Below are 15328 nucleotides of genomic sequence, written 5' to 3'. Positions count from 1 at the left end.
CGGCCGGGCCGACCAGGAGCCCGGCATGACCGTCCTCGTGCTGCGGGCGCTCGGGCTCGGCGACGCGCTGACCGGCGTGGCCGCGCTCCGCGGCGTGCGGCGGGCATGGCCGGGACACCGGATCGTGCTCGCCGCACCCCGGCCGCTCGGCCAGCTGCTCGCCGACCACGGGATCGTCGACGCCGTCCTGCCGACCCAGGGGCTGGCCCGCCTCCCCTGGCCCTGGGCCGGGCCGGGCGGCGCCCAGGACGCGCCCGGATGCCTCGCGGTCGACCTGCACGGCAGCGGGCCGCAGAGCCACCGCGTGCTGCAGGCGACGCGGCCGGACGCCCTGATCGCGTTCGACAGCGCGGACGCCGACCACCTCGGGCCCGACTGGGACGACGACGAGCACGAGGTGCTCCGCTGGTGCCGGCTCGTGCGGAGCGTGGGCGGGCCGTGCGGGCCGGAGGACCTACGCCTCGGCCCGGCGGACCCGCCCGGCGGCCGGGCCGATGTGGTGGTCCACCCGGGCGCCGCCGCGGAGGCCCGCCGCTGGCCCGCCGCCCGCTGGGCACGGGTCGTCGCCGCGCTCGCCGCGCGGGGCCACTACGTGGTCCTCACCGGGTCCGAGGCGGAGCGGGACCTCTGTGCCCGGGTGCGGCTCGAGGCGAACGCGGGCGGCGCCGTGCGCGACACCTCGGGCCGGCTCGGCCTGCCCGCGCTCGCCGAGCTCGTGTCCACCGCCCGGCTGGTCGTCAGCGGGGACACCGGCACGGCGCACCTCGCCACCGCGTACGGCACGCCGTCCGTCACGCTGTTCGGGCCCACGCCGCCCGCGCTGTGGGGGCCGACGCTGGACCTGGACCGCCACGTCGTCATCTGGCACGGCGAGCGGGGAGCGCCGCGGCGCGACCCGAACGCGGGGCAGCTCGACCCGGCGCTCGCCCGGGTAGCGGTCGACGAGGTGGTCGCCGCCTGCGAGTCGATGCTCACGCGGCTCCCTGGGACCGCGAACGGAACCACGACACCGTCCGGGCCAGACCGTCCGTCCAGCCGACCTGCGGTTCCCAGCCCAGCTCCGTCCGCGCGAGGGTGATGTCGGGGCAGCGCATCCCCGGGTCGTCCACCGGCCGTTCGACGTACTCGACGGGCGACCGGGAGCCGGTCGCCCGGATCACGTCCTCGGCGATCTGGCGGACGGTGAGCTCGTGCGGGTTGCCGAGATTCATGGGGCCGGGGTGGCCGCTGCGCGCGAAGGCCAGGAGGCCGGCCACCAGGTCGTCGACGTAGCAGAGCGACCGCGTCTGGTTGCCGTCGCCCGCGACCGTGAGGGGCTCGCCCGCGAGCGCCTGCCGGATGAAGGTGGGCACCACCCGCCCGTCGTGCTCCCGCATGCGGGGCCCGTAGGTGTTGAAGATCCGGACGATCCCCGTATCGGTCCCGAGCGCGCGCCGGTACCCCGCGGTGAGCGCCTCGCCGAAGCGCTTGGACTCGTCGTAGACGCTCCGCGGTCCGACACTGCTGACGTTCCCCCAGTACTCCTCGGTCTGGGGATGAACCTGTGGATCGCCGTACACCTCGGACGTGGAGGCGAGCACGAGGCGCGCGCCGTGCTCACCCGCGAGGTCGAGTGCCGCGCGGGTGCCGCGCGAGCCGGCGTCGAGGGTCTCGATGGGATGCTCGAGGTAGTCGACGGGCGACGCGGGCGAGGCGAGGTGCAGGACCAGGTCGACGCCGGGACGCAGGGCGGCCCGGACCGCGCGCGAGCCGAATCCCTCGGCGACGTCGCACTGCTCGAACTGGAACGCCGGGTGCCCGCGGAGGCCGCCGAGGTTGTCGGGTGCGCCCGTCAGGAGGTTGTCGAGGCAGACGACCTCTGCCCCGGAGTCGAGGAGTACCTCGCACAGCCTGCTGCCCACGAATCCGGCGCCGCCGGTGACGACCGCCCTCATCGCGGGGCCTCACCTGGGCACGGGTTCCAGTCGTCGCTGCGCATGGGGTCGTCCTCTCACCGGGAGCTCCGGCAGCCTGGTCTCGACCGCACGGTTCAACGGTGCACCGGAGCCACTTCACTCGCAGCCGAGCGCCCGGGCCGGTCCCGCGACCCGCGCGACGTGACACCCTGGTCCCGTGAGCTTCACGCACCTTGACGACCGCGGCCAGGCCCGCATGGTCGATGTCACCGCCAAGCAGCCGACGATCCGCTCCGCCACGGCGACGGGCACCGTCCGCTGCGGTCCCGACGTCGTGCGGGCGCTGCGCGACGGCGCCGTCCCCAAGGGGGACGTGCTGGCCGTTGCCCGCATCGCCGGGATCGCGGCCGCGAAGAGGACGCCGGAGCTGCTGCCGCTCGCGCACGTGATCGGCGTGCACGGCGCCGCGGTGGACCTCGACGTCACCGACGAGGGCGTCACGATCACGGCGACCGTCCGCACGGCCGACCGCACCGGCGTGGAGATGGAGGCGCTCACCGCTGTCGCGGTCGCGGGCCTCGCCGTCGTCGACATGGTCAAGGGCCTGGACAAGTCCGTCTCGCTCGCGGACGTGCGCCTCGAGCGCAAGACGGGCGGCAAGTCGGGCGACTGGGTGCGTCCGGCATGATCACGGTCCGCTATTTCGCCGGAGCCCGCGAGGCCGCCGGGGTCACCACCGAACAGCTCGGCGGCCCGACGTCGGTGGCCGCCCTCCGCGCTGCCCTCACCGCGGCGCACCCGCGCCTGGCGGACGTGCTGCCGAAGTGCGCCCTGCTCGTGGCGGGCGCCCGCACGACGTCCGACGACGCCCAGATCCCGGACGACGCGACGATCGACGTCCTGCCCCCCTTCGCGGGCGGCTGAGCTCGTTCAGGCGACCGACCCGCTCGGGTCAGTGATCGCCGCCGACGAGCTGCGAGCGGACGTGCGGCCAGAGCGTGAGCACCACCTGGAGCCCGTCGCGCACCCCGCCGGACGACCCGGGCAGGTTCACCACCAGCGCGCGCTCCCCGTCGGCCGTGCCGGCGATCCCGGCCAGCCCCCTGGAGAGCGCCGCGGTGGGCACGCCCGCCGCGATGCCCTGCTGGCGGACGGCCTCCGCGATCCCCGGGATCTCGTGGTCAAGCACCTCGCGCGTGCCCTCGGGGGTGAGGTCCCGCGGGGCGATCCCTGTGCCGCCGGTGGTGATGACGAGCCGCGCGCCGTCGTCGAGCACGGCGCGCAGCACGTCCCGGACCGACTCGACGCCGTCGGGCACCAGGTGCTGGTGCACGTCGGTGAGCCCCGCCTGCTCCAGGAGGGACACCGCCGTCGGACCGGACCGGTCCTCCGCCTCGCCGCGTGCACAACGGTCGGAGACGGTGATCACCGCTACCCGGTCGGACGTCATACCGACACGCTATCGGCCTCCGGCTCGTGGGGCTTGGCCGTCTCGGCGGCCTCGGCCGTCTCGGCGGCCTTGTCGCGACGGTACGCACGCACCGCCCAGGCGACGGCGGCGGCCCAGGTCACCCAGATCACCACGTACACGGTGTTCATCAGGACGGGGCCCGCGGCGATCCAGTCGCTGTTGAGCAGCGTGCGCGAGTTGGTGAGGATGATGACGCCGCCCACGAGCGAACCGAGGACGCGCGGCGGTACGAGGCGCACCAGCCAGGCGGCGATCGGCGCGGCGATCAGACCGCCGATGAGCAGGGCCAGCACCCAGGTGAAGTCGATGCCCTCGCCGCTGAGGCCGACGAAGAAGCCGATGCTCGCCGCGATGGCCACGAAGAACTCGCTGGTGTCGATCGAGCCGATCACCTTGCGAGGCTCCATGCGGCCGCTCGCCAGGATCGCGGGGGTGCCCACGGGACCCCAGCCGCCACCACCGGTGGCGTCCATGAAGCCGGCCACCAGGCCGAGCGGGGTGAGGAAGCGACGGCGCAGCGGCTTGTCCGAACGCGCGGGCAGGCCCTGCAGGGTGAAGCGGAGCAGCACGTAGATGCCGAGCCCCAGCAGGAGCAGCGACATCACCGGCTTGGCGACCTCGGTGGAGAGCGACGACAGGAAGGTGGCACCGGCGAACGCACCGACGGCGCCCGGGATACCGATGCGGGCGACGACCTTCCAGTCCACGTTGCCGAAGCGCCAGTGCGAGGCGCCGGAGGCGAGCGTGGTGCCGATCTCGGCGAGGTGCACGGTGGCCGACGCCGCGGCCGGGTTGGTGCCGATCGCGAGCAGCAGCGTCGTGGAGGTCACGCCGTAGGCCATGCCCAGACTGCCGTCCACCAGCTGGGCACCGAGGCCGACGAGCGCCAGCAGGATCAGGGTTCTCATGGTCGTGACCTTCCAGGTCCAGGGAATACGGCGGAGGCCGCACCAGTGCGGCCCGCGCCAGAGTAATCACCTAACCCGGTCGGAAACAACGACCATCTCACAGGTCGGATAAGTGCGCATGACGAACCCGGGTTAAAGCTCTGGGATTCGTCAGAATTCGGCCAGGAACCGGGCTCCCGCCGGGTTCAGGAGTTGGCCCACGCAGACTCGCCCTGCGTGAGGGCGCGGACTTCGTCCGGCAGCGTGCCGTCCACCAGGTCGGCGAGCGATACCGACTCCAGCACCGCGCGGACGTTGGCACGCAGCGCCACCCACACGTGCAGCAGCGGTGCGGCCGGACCCTGGAACTCCAGGTCGGACGGCCGGGTGCCGCGGACGAAGACCAGCGGACCGTCGACAGCCCGCACCACGTCGGCGACGGTGATCGAGTCGGCCGAGCGCGCCAGGCGGTACCCGCCGCCGGCCCCGCGGTGGCTCGTGACGAGCCCGTCGCGACGCAGGTCGCTCAGGATGCCCTCGAGGAAGCGGTGGGGAATGTCCTGCGCCCGGGCCAGGGCCTCGGCGCGGACGGGCCCGTCGTGGTCGGCCGCCGCCAGCTCGGCGGCTGCCCGGACGGCATAGTCGGCTCGTGCGGAGATCCTCATGTACCCATTCTCTCCTGTACCCCTGGGGGCGGTGTTCCGACCGTCGACGGTTCCGCAGACCGGGGGAAGTCGGCGGCATCGGACCGCATACTCGGTGGTAACGTCGCCCGTGTGCCGCACATGAGGATTCGAGAGGCCGCCGCGTACCTCGGCGTCAGTGACGACACCGTGCGCCGCTGGATCGACCGCGGGCTGCTCGGCGTCCGCACCGACGACTCCGGCCGCAAGGTCGTCGACGGTTACGAGGTGGCGATGGTGGCGCGTGAGCACGCCTCGCCGCCCGGCCTGCCGCCGGGTCTGCGCAGCTCCGCACGCAACCGTTTCGTCGGCCTGGTCACCGCCATCCAGGCCGACACCGTCATGGCCCAGGTCGAGCTGCAGTGCGGGCCGTTCCGCGTCGTCTCGCTGATGAGCAGCGAGGCCGTGCGCGACCTCGGCCTGGAGCCGGGATCGGTGGCGGTAGCCGCCATCAAGTCGACGAACGTCGTGATCGAGACCGAGGATCGGCCAGGTTCCGCATGAAGCTCCGTATGAACGGGTACACGCATCGACACCGGTTGATGGTCGGTGCGCTGACCACGGGGCTCCTGGCCGCGGGCACGCTCTCGGCCTGCAGTGGATCGCCCAGCGCCGACGGCGGGGACGCGCCGTCCGACCGCACGCTCACCGTCTACGCGGCAGCGTCGTTGACCAGCACGTTCGAGCAGATCGCCGCGGACTTCGAGGCGGCACACGACGGGGTCTCCGTGGAGCTGTCCTTCGCCGGCTCCTCGGACCTGGTCGCCCAGATCCAGCAGGGCGCCCCGGCGGACGTGTTCGCGTCGGCGGACACGGCGAACATGGACAAGCTCGCGGCGGACGACCTGCTGGCGGGGACACCCGCCGACTTCGCGGCAAACACCCTGATGATCGCGGTCCCGCCGGGCAACCCCGCGGGTGTCGGGTCGCTCGCGGACCTGGCCGCCGACGACCTGAACCTGGTCGTCTGCGCGCCGGAGGTGCCGTGCGGCGCGGCGACCGAACGGGTCGAGCAGGCGGGCGGCGTCTCGTTCTCCCCCGTCAGCGAGGAGCAGAGCGTCACAGACGTCCTGAACAAGGTGATCACCGGGGAGGCAGACGCCGGCCTCGTCTACGTCACGGACGTGCGCGCCGCCGGCGACCAGGTCGAGGGCATCGAGTTCCCCGAGTCGGACGACGTCGTCAACGTGTATCCCGTCTCGGTGCTCGAGGGCAGCGCGCAGCCGGAGCTCGCCCAGGAGTTCGTCGAGGCGGTGCTGGGCCCCGAGGGGCAGCAGGTGCTGTCCGACGCCGGCTTCGCGGCGCCATGATCCCCCGGTGGGTCGCCGGGGTCGCGGCGGTGGGTGCGCTCCTGGTGGTGCTCCCCCTCGCGGCGCTGGCGGCGCGCGTGGACTGGCCCAACTTCTGGACCCTGATCAGCAGCGAGTCGTCGGTGGCGGCGCTGCTGCTGAGCCTGCGCACCTCGACCGTGAGCACGCTGCTGTGCCTGGTGGTGGGGATGCCGCTGGCGCTGGTGCTGGCTCGCGCCCGCTTCCCGGGGATCAACCTGCTGCGTTCGCTGGTGCTGGTGCCGCTCGTCCTGCCGCCGGTGGTGGGCGGGATCGCGCTCCTGTACACCTTCGGACGCCGCGGGCTGCTCGGCGAGTCGCTCGAGGTGGCGGGCATCCAGATCGCGTTCTCCACCACGGCCGTCGTGCTGGCGCAGACCTTCGTAGCTCTGCCGTTCCTCGTGATCAGCCTGGAGGGCGCCCTGCGTACGGCAGGCACCCGGTACGACGTCGTCGCCGCGACCCTGGGCGCCCGGCCGACCACTGTCCTGTTCCGGGTGACGCTGCCGCTCGTGTGGCCCGGACTGCTGTCCGGCACCGTGCTGTCCTTCGCGCGCTGCCTGGGCGAGTTCGGCGCGACCATCACGTTCGCCGGCAGCCTGCAGGGCGTCACGCGGACGCTGCCGCTGGAGATCTACCTGCAGCGGGAGACCGACCCGGACGCGGCGGTCGCGCTGTCCCTCGTCCTCGTGGCGGTCGCCGTGCTCGTCATCGGCTTAACCCGCCGCAGCCGGAGCGCCCTGTGAGCCTCAGCCTCTCCGCGCATCTTCCGGACCGCGACGTCCAGCTCGACCTCGAGGTCGCCGACGGGGAGACCGTCGCCCTGCTCGGTCCCAACGGCGCCGGCAAGTCCACTCTCCTGGCGGTCGCGGCCGGTCTGCTGCGCCCGTACGACGGCCGGGTCACGCTCGGCGACCGCACGCTCACCCACGTCGAGGCCGGCCGTACCCGCGCCTGGGTGCCCCCGCACGCACGGCAGGTGGCCCTGCTGGCACAGGACCCCCTGCTGTTCCCGCACCTCTCGGTGCGGCAGAACATCGCGTTCGGTCCCCGGGCCCGCGGCGCTTCCCAGCGGTCGGCCGGCGCGGAGGCCGACCGCTGGCTGGACCGGATAGGCCTGGCCGATCTGGGCGGGCGGCGCCCGTCCGCGATCTCCGGCGGGCAGGCCCAGCGCGCCGCGGTGGCGCGGGCACTCGCGGCCGAACCCCGGCTCCTGCTGCTCGACGAGCCGATGTCCGCCCTCGACGTCGACGTCACGCCGGCGCTGCGACACCTGCTGCGTGAGGTCCTCAGCGAACGGACCGTCGTCATCGCCACGCACGACGTCCTGGACGCGCTCCTGCTCGCCGACCGGGTGGTGGTGCTCGACGGCGGCCGCGTCGTCGAACAGGGCCCTACCCGCGAGGTGCTCTCCCGGCCGCGGAGCGCGTTCGCCGCCCGGATCGCGGGCCTGAACATCATGGCGGGCACCTGGTCCGACGAGGACGGCGGAATCCGCACGGCGACCGGCGTCGTGGTGCAGGGCCTGCCGCACGACGACGGCGGTGGCAACGACCGAGCGCTGCCCACGGCAGGGACCCCGATGATCGCGGCGTTCCGCCCGACAGCCGTCTCCGTCTTCCCTGCCCGCGCGACCGGTTCCCCTCGGAACTCCTGGCCGGTGACGGTGACCACCCTCGAACCGCACGGCGATCTCGTGCGGGTCCGGGCCGGAGACCTCAGCGCGGACATCACCCCGCAGGCGGCGGCCGACCTCGCACTCGCGCCGGGCGACTCCGTCTGGCTCACGGTCAAGGCGACCGAGGTCGACCTGTACCCGGCTTGACGGTCCGCGCCCGGCCGCGAGCGGGGCGGTCAGGCCAGGATCTGGCCGGCCCGCTGTGCCGAGGCCGCGAACGAGCCGGTCAGCGGCAGCTCCGGCAGGATCACGGCCTGGGCTGCGTGATAGACGTCCGGCTTGCCGATCCACGTGCGGCCCGACGGCCGGTTCTCCGTGTCGAGCTCGTGGTGCCACGAGCCGTGCTCGACGTCGACGAGGTTCTTCCGAATCCAGGCCCACCACTCGGCCTCGAGCTCCGCATAGCGTGCCTCGCCGGTGACCCGCCCCAGCACCTGCGCGGTCGCGACCGCCTCGGCCGCCACCCAGTGGAAGCGCCGCGCCTCTACCGGCGTACCCGTCCAGTCGGTGGTGTAGACGAAGCCACCCCCCTCGGGGTCCCACCCGTCGGCGACCGCTCGCTCGAACAGTGCGACGGCGGCCTCGGTCCGTCGGCCGGAGGCGCCCGCCTCGGCGTCGATCTGCAGCAGCAACCGGGCCCACTCGAGCCCGTGACCGGGTGTGGCGCCGTACGGCTTGAACGGGTCCTGGGGTCGGTCCGCGTTGTACTCGAGGAGCGGGTTCCACGCTGCGTCGAAGTGCTCAGGGATCCGCCAGTCGTTCGACTCCGCCCAGCTCACGACGCGATCGCCGATGGTCGCCGCGCGGTCCAGCCACAAACCGTCTCCGGTCGCGGCATGCGCCGCCAGCAGCGCCTCGACGGCGTGCATGTTCGCGTTCACACCACGGTAGTCCGAGGTCTCGGACCAGTCGCGTGACCGCTCGTCCAGGTGCAGCTCCTGCTCCGGCTCCCAGAACCGCGCGTCCAGCACGGCGAGGGCCTTGGTGAGCAGGTCCGACGCTCCCGCTATGCCGGCGATCTTGCCGGACGACGCGGCGAGCACCACGAACGCGTGCGCGTACGCCTGCTTCGTGCCGACGACCTCGTCACCCTCACCGCGAGCCGCAAGCCATCCGCCGAACTCCGCGTCGCCCAGAACGTCCTGGAGACCGCTGATGGCTCGCGCGGCATACTCGTCCGCACCGCTGACGCCGAGCAGGTGCCCCAACGCGAAGATGTGCGCCATGCGCGACGTGATCCACGTTTCCACAGGGTGTGAACTGTCGGGCCGCCCGTGATCGTCGAGCCAACAGGCAGCTCCGTCCTCACGAACCGACGCCTCGGCGAAACGCAGCAGCGAGACGAAGTGGTCCCTGCGCCACGCCGACTCACTCGTGCTCGAGGGCTGGTTGCTGGTCGAGTCCGCGCCGGTGCGGGTTATGTCTGCGTTCACATGGCCACGATAGCCGCGGTCGATGTGTCCCCGGCAAGTTTGCCCGGTGCGCGGCCGACCGGAGTTCCCGACCGCCACTTTGCTGGCCGGCGCCTTGCTCCTGCGTGATCGCTCCTGCCGGAGTCGTTCTGGGTGTGCGGGTGTTCTGGGAATGCAGGAAGGGGGTGGAGCCCCGCACAACCCTCACGGGTTTGTGCTGGCTCCACCCCCTTGCTGGGAATGGTTGTCCGGCGGCGTCCTACTCTCCCACCCCGTCTCCAGGGCAGTACCATCGGCGCTGTAGGGCTAAGCTTCCGGGTTCGGAATGGGACCGGGCGTTTCCCCCACGCTAAGACCACCGTAACACTATCGAGAAGGCAAAACCCGTCTCCGCCACCCCCGACCAACCCACAAGAGGGTGGTCGGGTGACGGGGGTTTGGTGCCCGTGACTCGGGAACCGCATAGTGGACGCGAAACAAAACCTTCGAAAACTTATTAAGAGTGTTGATGTGTTGTGAAGTTATCGGCAGTTAGTACCGGTCAGCTCCGACAGTCTTTAGTCCTGTCTTCCACATCCGGCCTATCAACCCAGTGGTCTGCTGGGTGCCTCTCACACCACAAGGGTGTATGGAAACCTCATCTCGAAGCAGGCTTCCCGCTTAGATGCTTTCAGCGGTTATCCCTTCCGAACGTAGCCAACCAGCCATGCTCCTGGCGGAACAACTGGCACACCAGAGGTTCGTCCGTCCCGGTCCTCTCGTACTAGGGACAGCCCTTCTCAAGTTTCCTGCGCGCGCAGCGGATAGGGACCGAACTGTCTCACGACGTTCTAAACCCAGCTCGCGTACCGCTTTAATGGGCGAACAGCCCAACCCTTGGGACCTACTCCAGCCCCAGGATGCGACGAGCCGACATCGAGGTGCCAAACCATGCCGTCGATATGGACTCTTGGGCAAGATCAGCCTGTTATCCCCGGGGTACCTTTTATCCGTTGAGCGACGGCGCTTCCACAAGCCACCGCCGGATCACTAGTTCCGACTTTCGTCCCTGCTCGACCTGTCGGTCTCACAGTCAAGCTCCCTTGTGCACTTGCACTCGATACCTGATTGCCAACCAGGCTGAGGGAACCTTTGAGCGCCTCCGTTACATTTTAGGAGGCAACCGCCCCAGTTAAACTACCCACCAGGCACTGTCCCTGATCCGGATTACGGACCGAGGTTAGACATCCGAAGCGATCAGAGTGGTATTTCAACAATGACTCCACCCGAGCTGGCGCCCTGGCTTCACAGTCTCCCACCTATCCTACACAAACCGCACCGAACACCAATACCAAGCTATAGTAAAGGTCCCGGGGTCTTTCCGTCCTGCTGCGCGTAACGAGCATCTTTACTCGTAGTGCAATTTCGCCGAGTTCGCGGTTGAGACAGCGGAGAAGTCGTTACGCCATTCGTGCAGGTCGGAACTTACCCGACAAGGAATTTCGCTACCTTAGGATGGTTATAGTTACCACCGCCGTTTACTGGGGCTTAAATTCTGAGCTTCGCCCAAAGGCTGACTCGTCCTCTTAACCTTCCAGCACCGGGCAGGCGTCAGTCCGTATACATCGTCTTGCGACTTCGCACGGACCTGTGTTTTTAGTAAACAGTCGCTTCTCCCTGGTCTCTGCGGCCCTCCCCGCGTCCCCCAGCAAGTGGGTTAACGGTTCAGGCCCCCCTTCTCCCGAAGTTACGGGGGCATTTTGCCGAGTTCCTTAACCACGATTCTCTCGATCGCCTTAGTATTCTCTACCTGACCACCTGAGTCGGTTTAGGGTACGGGCGGCTAGTCCCTCGCGTCGAGGCTTTTCTAGGCAGCATAGGATCACCAGATTCCCGCATACACGGTCTCTATCAGCTCTCACCCTATATGCCCCACGGATTTGCCTATGGGACGGGCTACGACCTTGGACATGGACAACCATCGCCACGCCTGGCTACCTTCCTGCGTCACCCCTGTTAACACGCTTACCTACTACCGGATCAGGTCCCACGCCTCGCCCACGATGACACCCGAAGGTGTCGGTGTAGGTCCGGGGTGGTTAGTATCACCGGGCTCGGTATGGGCGGTACTTCGCCGGTAGGAGAATATCAACTCCTTGTCCATCGACTACGCCTGTCGGCCTCGCCTTAGGTCCCGACTTACCCAGGGCGGATGAACCTGGCCCTGGAACCCTTGGTCATTCGGCGGACGGGATTCACACCCGTCATTCGCTACTCATGCCTGCATTCTCACTCGTGTAGGCTCCACCGCTGGATCACTCCGCGACTTCACTGCCCACACGACGCTCCCCTACCCACCCACACACCTGAACACACAGAACAAGTCTGGTGCTGGGCTAACGTGTGAGTGCCACGGCTTCGGTGGTGTGCTTGAGCCCCGCTACATTGTCGGCGCGGAATCACTTGACCAGTGAGCTATTACGCACTCTTTCAAGGGTGGCTGCTTCTAAGCCAACCTCCTGGTTGTCTGTGCAACTCCACATCCTTTCCCACTGAGCACACGCTTTGGGACCTTAGCCGATGATCTGGGCTGTTTCCCTCTCGACCACGGAGCTTATCCCCCGCAGTCTCACTGCCGCGCTTACGACTTACCGGCATTCGGAGTTTGGCTGACGTCAGTAACCTGGTGAGGCCCATTAGCCATCCAGTAGCTCTACCTCCGGTAAGAAACACGCGACGCTGCACCTAAATGCATTTCGGGGAGAACCAGCTATCACGAAGTTTGATTGGCCTTTCACCCCTAACCACAGGTCATCCCCCAGGTTTTCAACCCTGGTGGGTTCGGTCCTCCACGCCGTCTTACCGGCGCTTCAACCTGCCCATGGCTAGATCACTTCGCTTCGGGTCTAGACCCGGCGACTGAATCGCCCTATTCGGACTCGCTTTCGCTACGGATACCCCACACGGGTTAACCTCGCCACCGAGCACTAACTCGCAGGCTCATTCTTCAAAAGGCACGCCGTCACCCCTACCAAGGAGGCTCCGACGGATTGTAGGCACACGGTTTCAGGTACTATTTCACTCCCCTCCCGGGGTACTTTTCACCTTTCCCTCACGGTACTTGTCCGCTATCGGTCACTAGGTAGTATTTAGGCTTAGCAAGTGGTCTTGCCAGATTCACACGAGATTTCACGGGCCCCGTGCTACTTGGGATCCCCTCAACCAGGCCGCACCATTTCGTCTACGGGACTCCCACCCACTACGGTCCGGTATTCAACCCGGTTCGACTATGACACGACTTTCTTACTGGCTGAAGAACTGTCAGATTCTTCCAGAAGGTCCCACAACCCCGCACACGCAACGCCTGACAGCTTGACACGCATACGGTTTGGCCTCATCCGCTTTCGCTCGCCACTACTCACGGAATATCTCTTCCTGTCGGTACTGAGATGTTTCACTTCCCGACGTTCCCTCCACACGCCCTATACATTCAGGCGCGGGTAACCGAACATGACTTCGGCTGGGTTCCCCCATTCGGAGACCCTCGGATCACAGCTCGTCTGCCAACTCCCCGAGGATTATCGCAGGCTACAACGTCCTTCTTCGGCTCCTAGTGCCAAGGCATCCACCAATGTGCCCTTAAAAACTTCAGGCAACACTACAATCACAGAAACCAAGATGACCACAAAACAAGGAACCACAAACCCGAAAGCCTATGGCCCAACAGTTTCGCGATCGCAATCTTGGAAAATTTCAAAGATGCTCGCGTCCACTATGCAGTTCTCAAGCAACGGACGAACCCACCAGGCAAACCCGCACCACCACACCCAACATCCGAACCAGTCCAAGACCAGCCGGCGTGAGCGGGTATGACACGAACCTCGTGACCCGTACTCGATCCAGAAACACACAACCTTGCTTGCCCCCGAAGGAGCAGGCCGGCCGGTTGTCTCAGGACCCAACAGTGTGCTTGGCGAACCCCCACCACCCAGAAGACCACGTTCCAACCCGTGCGTACCTCCCGAGGGAGACACCACCTGGCGTACTAGCAGTCAGCCCGGACAGGGCGACTCTTCGTCAATGTTCCACCCATGAGCAACCAACCCAGACGCGTACGGCCTGGGCCTGGCCTCTGCCACCAGCACCAACTCTCGCCCCACCCGGTGAAGAGTGAACGCGTGCTCCGAAGAGCCGGTCGGCGACCCCCACTATGTGGGGCCTGGTGGAGATGAGCTCCTTAGAAAGGAGGTGATCCAGCCGCACCTTCCGGTACGGCTACCTTGTTACGACTTAGTCCCAATCGCCAGTCCCACCTTCGACCACTCCCTCCCTTGCGGGTTGGGCCGTGAGCTTCGGGTGTTACCAACTTTCGTGACTTGACGGGCGGTGTGTACAAGGCCCGGGAACGTATTCACCGCAGCGTTGCTGATCTGCGATTACTAGCGACTCCGACTTCACGGGGTCGAGTTGCAGACCCCGATCCGAACTGAGACCGGCTTTTTGGGATTCGCTCCACCTCACGGTATCGCAGCCCTCTGTACCGGCCATTGTAGCATGCGTGAAGCCCAAGACATAAGGGGCATGATGATTTGACGTCATCCCCACCTTCCTCCGAGTTGACCCCGGCAGTCTCCCATGAGTCCCCGGCATGACCCGCTGGCAACATAGGATAAGGGTTGCGCTCGTTGCGGGACTTAACCCAACATCTCACGACACGAGCTGACGACAACCATGCACCACCTGTGTACGAGTGTCCAAAGAGTTCGTCATCTCTGACGCGTTCTCGTACATGTCAAGCCTTGGTAAGGTTCTTCGCGTTGCATCGAATTAATCCGCATGCTCCGCCGCTTGTGCGGGCCCCCGTCAATTCCTTTGAGTTTTAGCCTTGCGGCCGTACTCCCCAGGCGGGGCACTTAATGCGTTAGCTGCGGCACAGAACGAGTGGAACCCGCCCCACACCTAGTGCCCAACGTTTACGGCATGGACTACCAGGGTATCTAATCCTGTTCGCTCCCCATGCTTTCGCTCCTCAGCGTCAGTAACTGCCCAGAGACCTGCCTTCGCCATCGGTGTTCCTCCTGATATCTGCGCATTCCACCGCTACACCAGGAATTCCAGTCTCCCCTACAGCACTCTAGTCTGCCCGTACCCGATGCAAGCCCACAGTTGAGCCATGGGATTTCACACCAGACGCGACAGACCGCCTACGAGCTCTTTACGCCCAATAATTCCGGACAACGCTTGCGCCCTACGTATTACCGCGGCTGCTGGCACGTAGTTAGCCGGCGCTTCTTCTGCAGGTACCGTCACTTTCGCTTCTTCCCTGCTGAAAGAGGTTTACAACCCGAAGGCCGTCATCCCTCACGTGGCGTCGCTGCATCAGGCTTTCGCCCATTGTGCAATATTCCCCACTGCTGCCTCCCGTAGGAGTCTGGGCCGTGTCTCAGTCCCAGTGTGGCCGGTCGCCCTCTCAGGCCGGCTACCCGTCGACGCCTTGGTAGGCCATTACCCCACCAACAAGCTGATAGGCCGCGAGCCCATCCCCCACCGAAAAACTTTCCAACACCCACCATGCGGTCGGTGCTCATATCCGGTATTAGACCTCGTTTCCAAGGCTTATCCCGAAGTAGGGGGCAGGTTGCTCACGTGTTACTCACCCGTTCGCCACTGATCCACCCAGCAAGCTGGGCTTCACCGTTCGACTTGCATGTGTTAAGCACGCCACCAGCGTTCGTCCTGAGCCAGGATCAAACTCTCCGTAAAAGAGAAACATCCACACCCACCGAAGTGAGCGTGAACAATGATACCGGCCAGACCAATCTGATGATTAAGATCTGTCCAAAACAACCCCCACATGATGCGACCCGACTAACCGGACGGTCAGACGATGCCACACCCGCAAGGGGTTAAAACATTGGCATTGACTATCAAGCACACTGTTGAGTTCTCAAACAACCGACGCACACCGTCAGATCCGCAATCTTCCGATCGCTTC

The 15328-nt window shown here is 67.0% G+C and carries 12 protein-coding genes and 3 rRNA genes; 7 read left to right on the top strand and 8 right to left on the bottom strand.

Going from position 1 to position 15328, the window contains the following annotated elements:
- Window positions 1–25: 25 nt before the first annotated feature.
- The gene (locus tag ACNYC2_RS00075; protein ID WP_419705111.1) at window positions 26–1078 is read left to right on the top strand and encodes a glycosyltransferase family 9 protein; all 1053 of its coding nucleotides are present in this window, start codon (window positions 26–28) and stop codon (window positions 1076–1078) included.
- On the opposite strand, the gene ACNYC2_RS00070 is transcribed toward ACNYC2_RS00075, so the two are convergent.
- Window positions 972–1934: an NAD-dependent epimerase/dehydratase family protein gene (locus ACNYC2_RS00070; protein ID WP_419705110.1), complete on the bottom strand. Its 963-nt coding sequence runs from the start codon at window positions 1932–1934 to the stop codon at window positions 972–974. The genes ACNYC2_RS00075 and ACNYC2_RS00070 overlap by 107 nt on opposite strands.
- Before the next feature lie 178 nt (window positions 1935–2112).
- On the opposite strand from ACNYC2_RS00070, the gene moaC reads away from it, so the two are divergent.
- Both moaC and ACNYC2_RS00060 read left to right on the top strand, forming a co-directional pair.
- Window positions 2113–2583, top strand: a complete 471-nt coding sequence (moaC, locus tag ACNYC2_RS00065; RefSeq protein WP_419705109.1) for a cyclic pyranopterin monophosphate synthase MoaC — start codon at window positions 2113–2115, stop codon at window positions 2581–2583.
- A complete protein-coding gene (locus ACNYC2_RS00060; protein WP_419705108.1) occupies window positions 2580–2819 on the top strand; it encodes a MoaD/ThiS family protein in 240 nt (79 codons plus the stop codon). The genes moaC and ACNYC2_RS00060 overlap by 4 nt, the downstream gene beginning before the upstream one ends.
- Window positions 2820–2847: 28 nt before the next feature.
- On the opposite strand, the gene ACNYC2_RS00055 is transcribed toward ACNYC2_RS00060, so the two are convergent.
- From ACNYC2_RS00055 to ACNYC2_RS00045, 3 genes are all read right to left on the bottom strand, one after another.
- On the bottom strand, window positions 2848–3345 hold the full coding sequence (locus ACNYC2_RS00055) for a MogA/MoaB family molybdenum cofactor biosynthesis protein (RefSeq protein ID WP_419705107.1): 498 nt from the start codon (window positions 3343–3345) through the stop codon (window positions 2848–2850).
- On the bottom strand, window positions 3342–4274 hold the full coding sequence (locus ACNYC2_RS00050; protein WP_419705106.1) for a sulfite exporter TauE/SafE family protein: 933 nt from the start codon (window positions 4272–4274) through the stop codon (window positions 3342–3344). The genes ACNYC2_RS00055 and ACNYC2_RS00050 overlap by 4 nt, the downstream gene beginning before the upstream one ends.
- A gap of 185 nt (window positions 4275–4459) precedes the next feature.
- Complete coding sequence (locus tag ACNYC2_RS00045; RefSeq protein ID WP_419705105.1) at window positions 4460–4918, bottom strand: RrF2 family transcriptional regulator; 459 nt, start codon at window positions 4916–4918, stop codon at window positions 4460–4462.
- A 111-nt stretch (window positions 4919–5029) separates the two neighbouring features.
- Here ACNYC2_RS00045 and ACNYC2_RS00040 point away from each other — a divergent pair, with 111 nt between their 5' ends.
- Genes ACNYC2_RS00040 through ACNYC2_RS00025 form a run of 4 tightly spaced genes read left to right on the top strand, consistent with a single transcriptional unit; the run spans window position 5030 to window position 8089 of the window.
- A complete protein-coding gene (locus tag ACNYC2_RS00040; protein WP_419705104.1) occupies window positions 5030–5440 on the top strand; it encodes a TOBE domain-containing protein in 411 nt (136 codons plus the stop codon).
- Window positions 5437–6246, top strand: coding sequence for a molybdate ABC transporter substrate-binding protein (gene modA, locus ACNYC2_RS00035; RefSeq protein WP_419705103.1), 810 nt, complete (start codon window positions 5437–5439; stop codon window positions 6244–6246). The genes ACNYC2_RS00040 and modA overlap by 4 nt, the downstream gene beginning before the upstream one ends.
- Window positions 6243–7010: an ABC transporter permease gene (locus tag ACNYC2_RS00030; protein WP_419705102.1), complete on the top strand. Its 768-nt coding sequence runs from the start codon at window positions 6243–6245 to the stop codon at window positions 7008–7010. Before modA ends, ACNYC2_RS00030 begins: the two co-directional genes overlap by 4 nt.
- Complete coding sequence (locus ACNYC2_RS00025; RefSeq protein WP_419705101.1) at window positions 7007–8089, top strand: sulfate/molybdate ABC transporter ATP-binding protein; 1083 nt, start codon at window positions 7007–7009, stop codon at window positions 8087–8089. Before ACNYC2_RS00030 ends, ACNYC2_RS00025 begins: the two co-directional genes overlap by 4 nt.
- A 29-nt stretch (window positions 8090–8118) precedes the next feature.
- Here ACNYC2_RS00025 and ACNYC2_RS00020 read toward each other — a convergent pair whose 3' ends face one another.
- The 4 genes from ACNYC2_RS00020 to ACNYC2_RS00005 all read right to left on the bottom strand — a co-directional run bounded on the left by ACNYC2_RS00020 (window position 8119) and on the right by ACNYC2_RS00005 (window position 15096).
- A complete protein-coding gene (locus ACNYC2_RS00020; protein WP_419705100.1) occupies window positions 8119–9375 on the bottom strand; it encodes an AGE family epimerase/isomerase in 1257 nt (418 codons plus the stop codon).
- 225 nt (window positions 9376–9600) lie between these two features.
- Window positions 9601–9717, bottom strand: a 5S ribosomal RNA gene (rrf, locus tag ACNYC2_RS00015).
- A 149-nt stretch (window positions 9718–9866) separates the two neighbouring features.
- A 23S ribosomal RNA gene (locus tag ACNYC2_RS00010) occupies window positions 9867–12986 on the bottom strand.
- A 588-nt stretch (window positions 12987–13574) separates the two neighbouring features.
- Window positions 13575–15096 (bottom strand): 16S ribosomal RNA (locus tag ACNYC2_RS00005).
- The 16S, 23S and 5S rRNA genes sit together here, the layout of an rRNA operon.
- Window positions 15097–15328 lie beyond the last annotated feature (232 nt).

This window comes from Promicromonospora sp. NFX87 (genome assembly GCF_048564965.1).
In the GTDB taxonomy this organism is placed as follows: Bacteria; Actinomycetota; Actinomycetes; order Actinomycetales; family Cellulomonadaceae; genus Promicromonospora.
The sequence above is the reverse complement of the archived record's forward strand: the minus strand, read 5'-3'. Positions and strand labels throughout refer to the sequence as shown.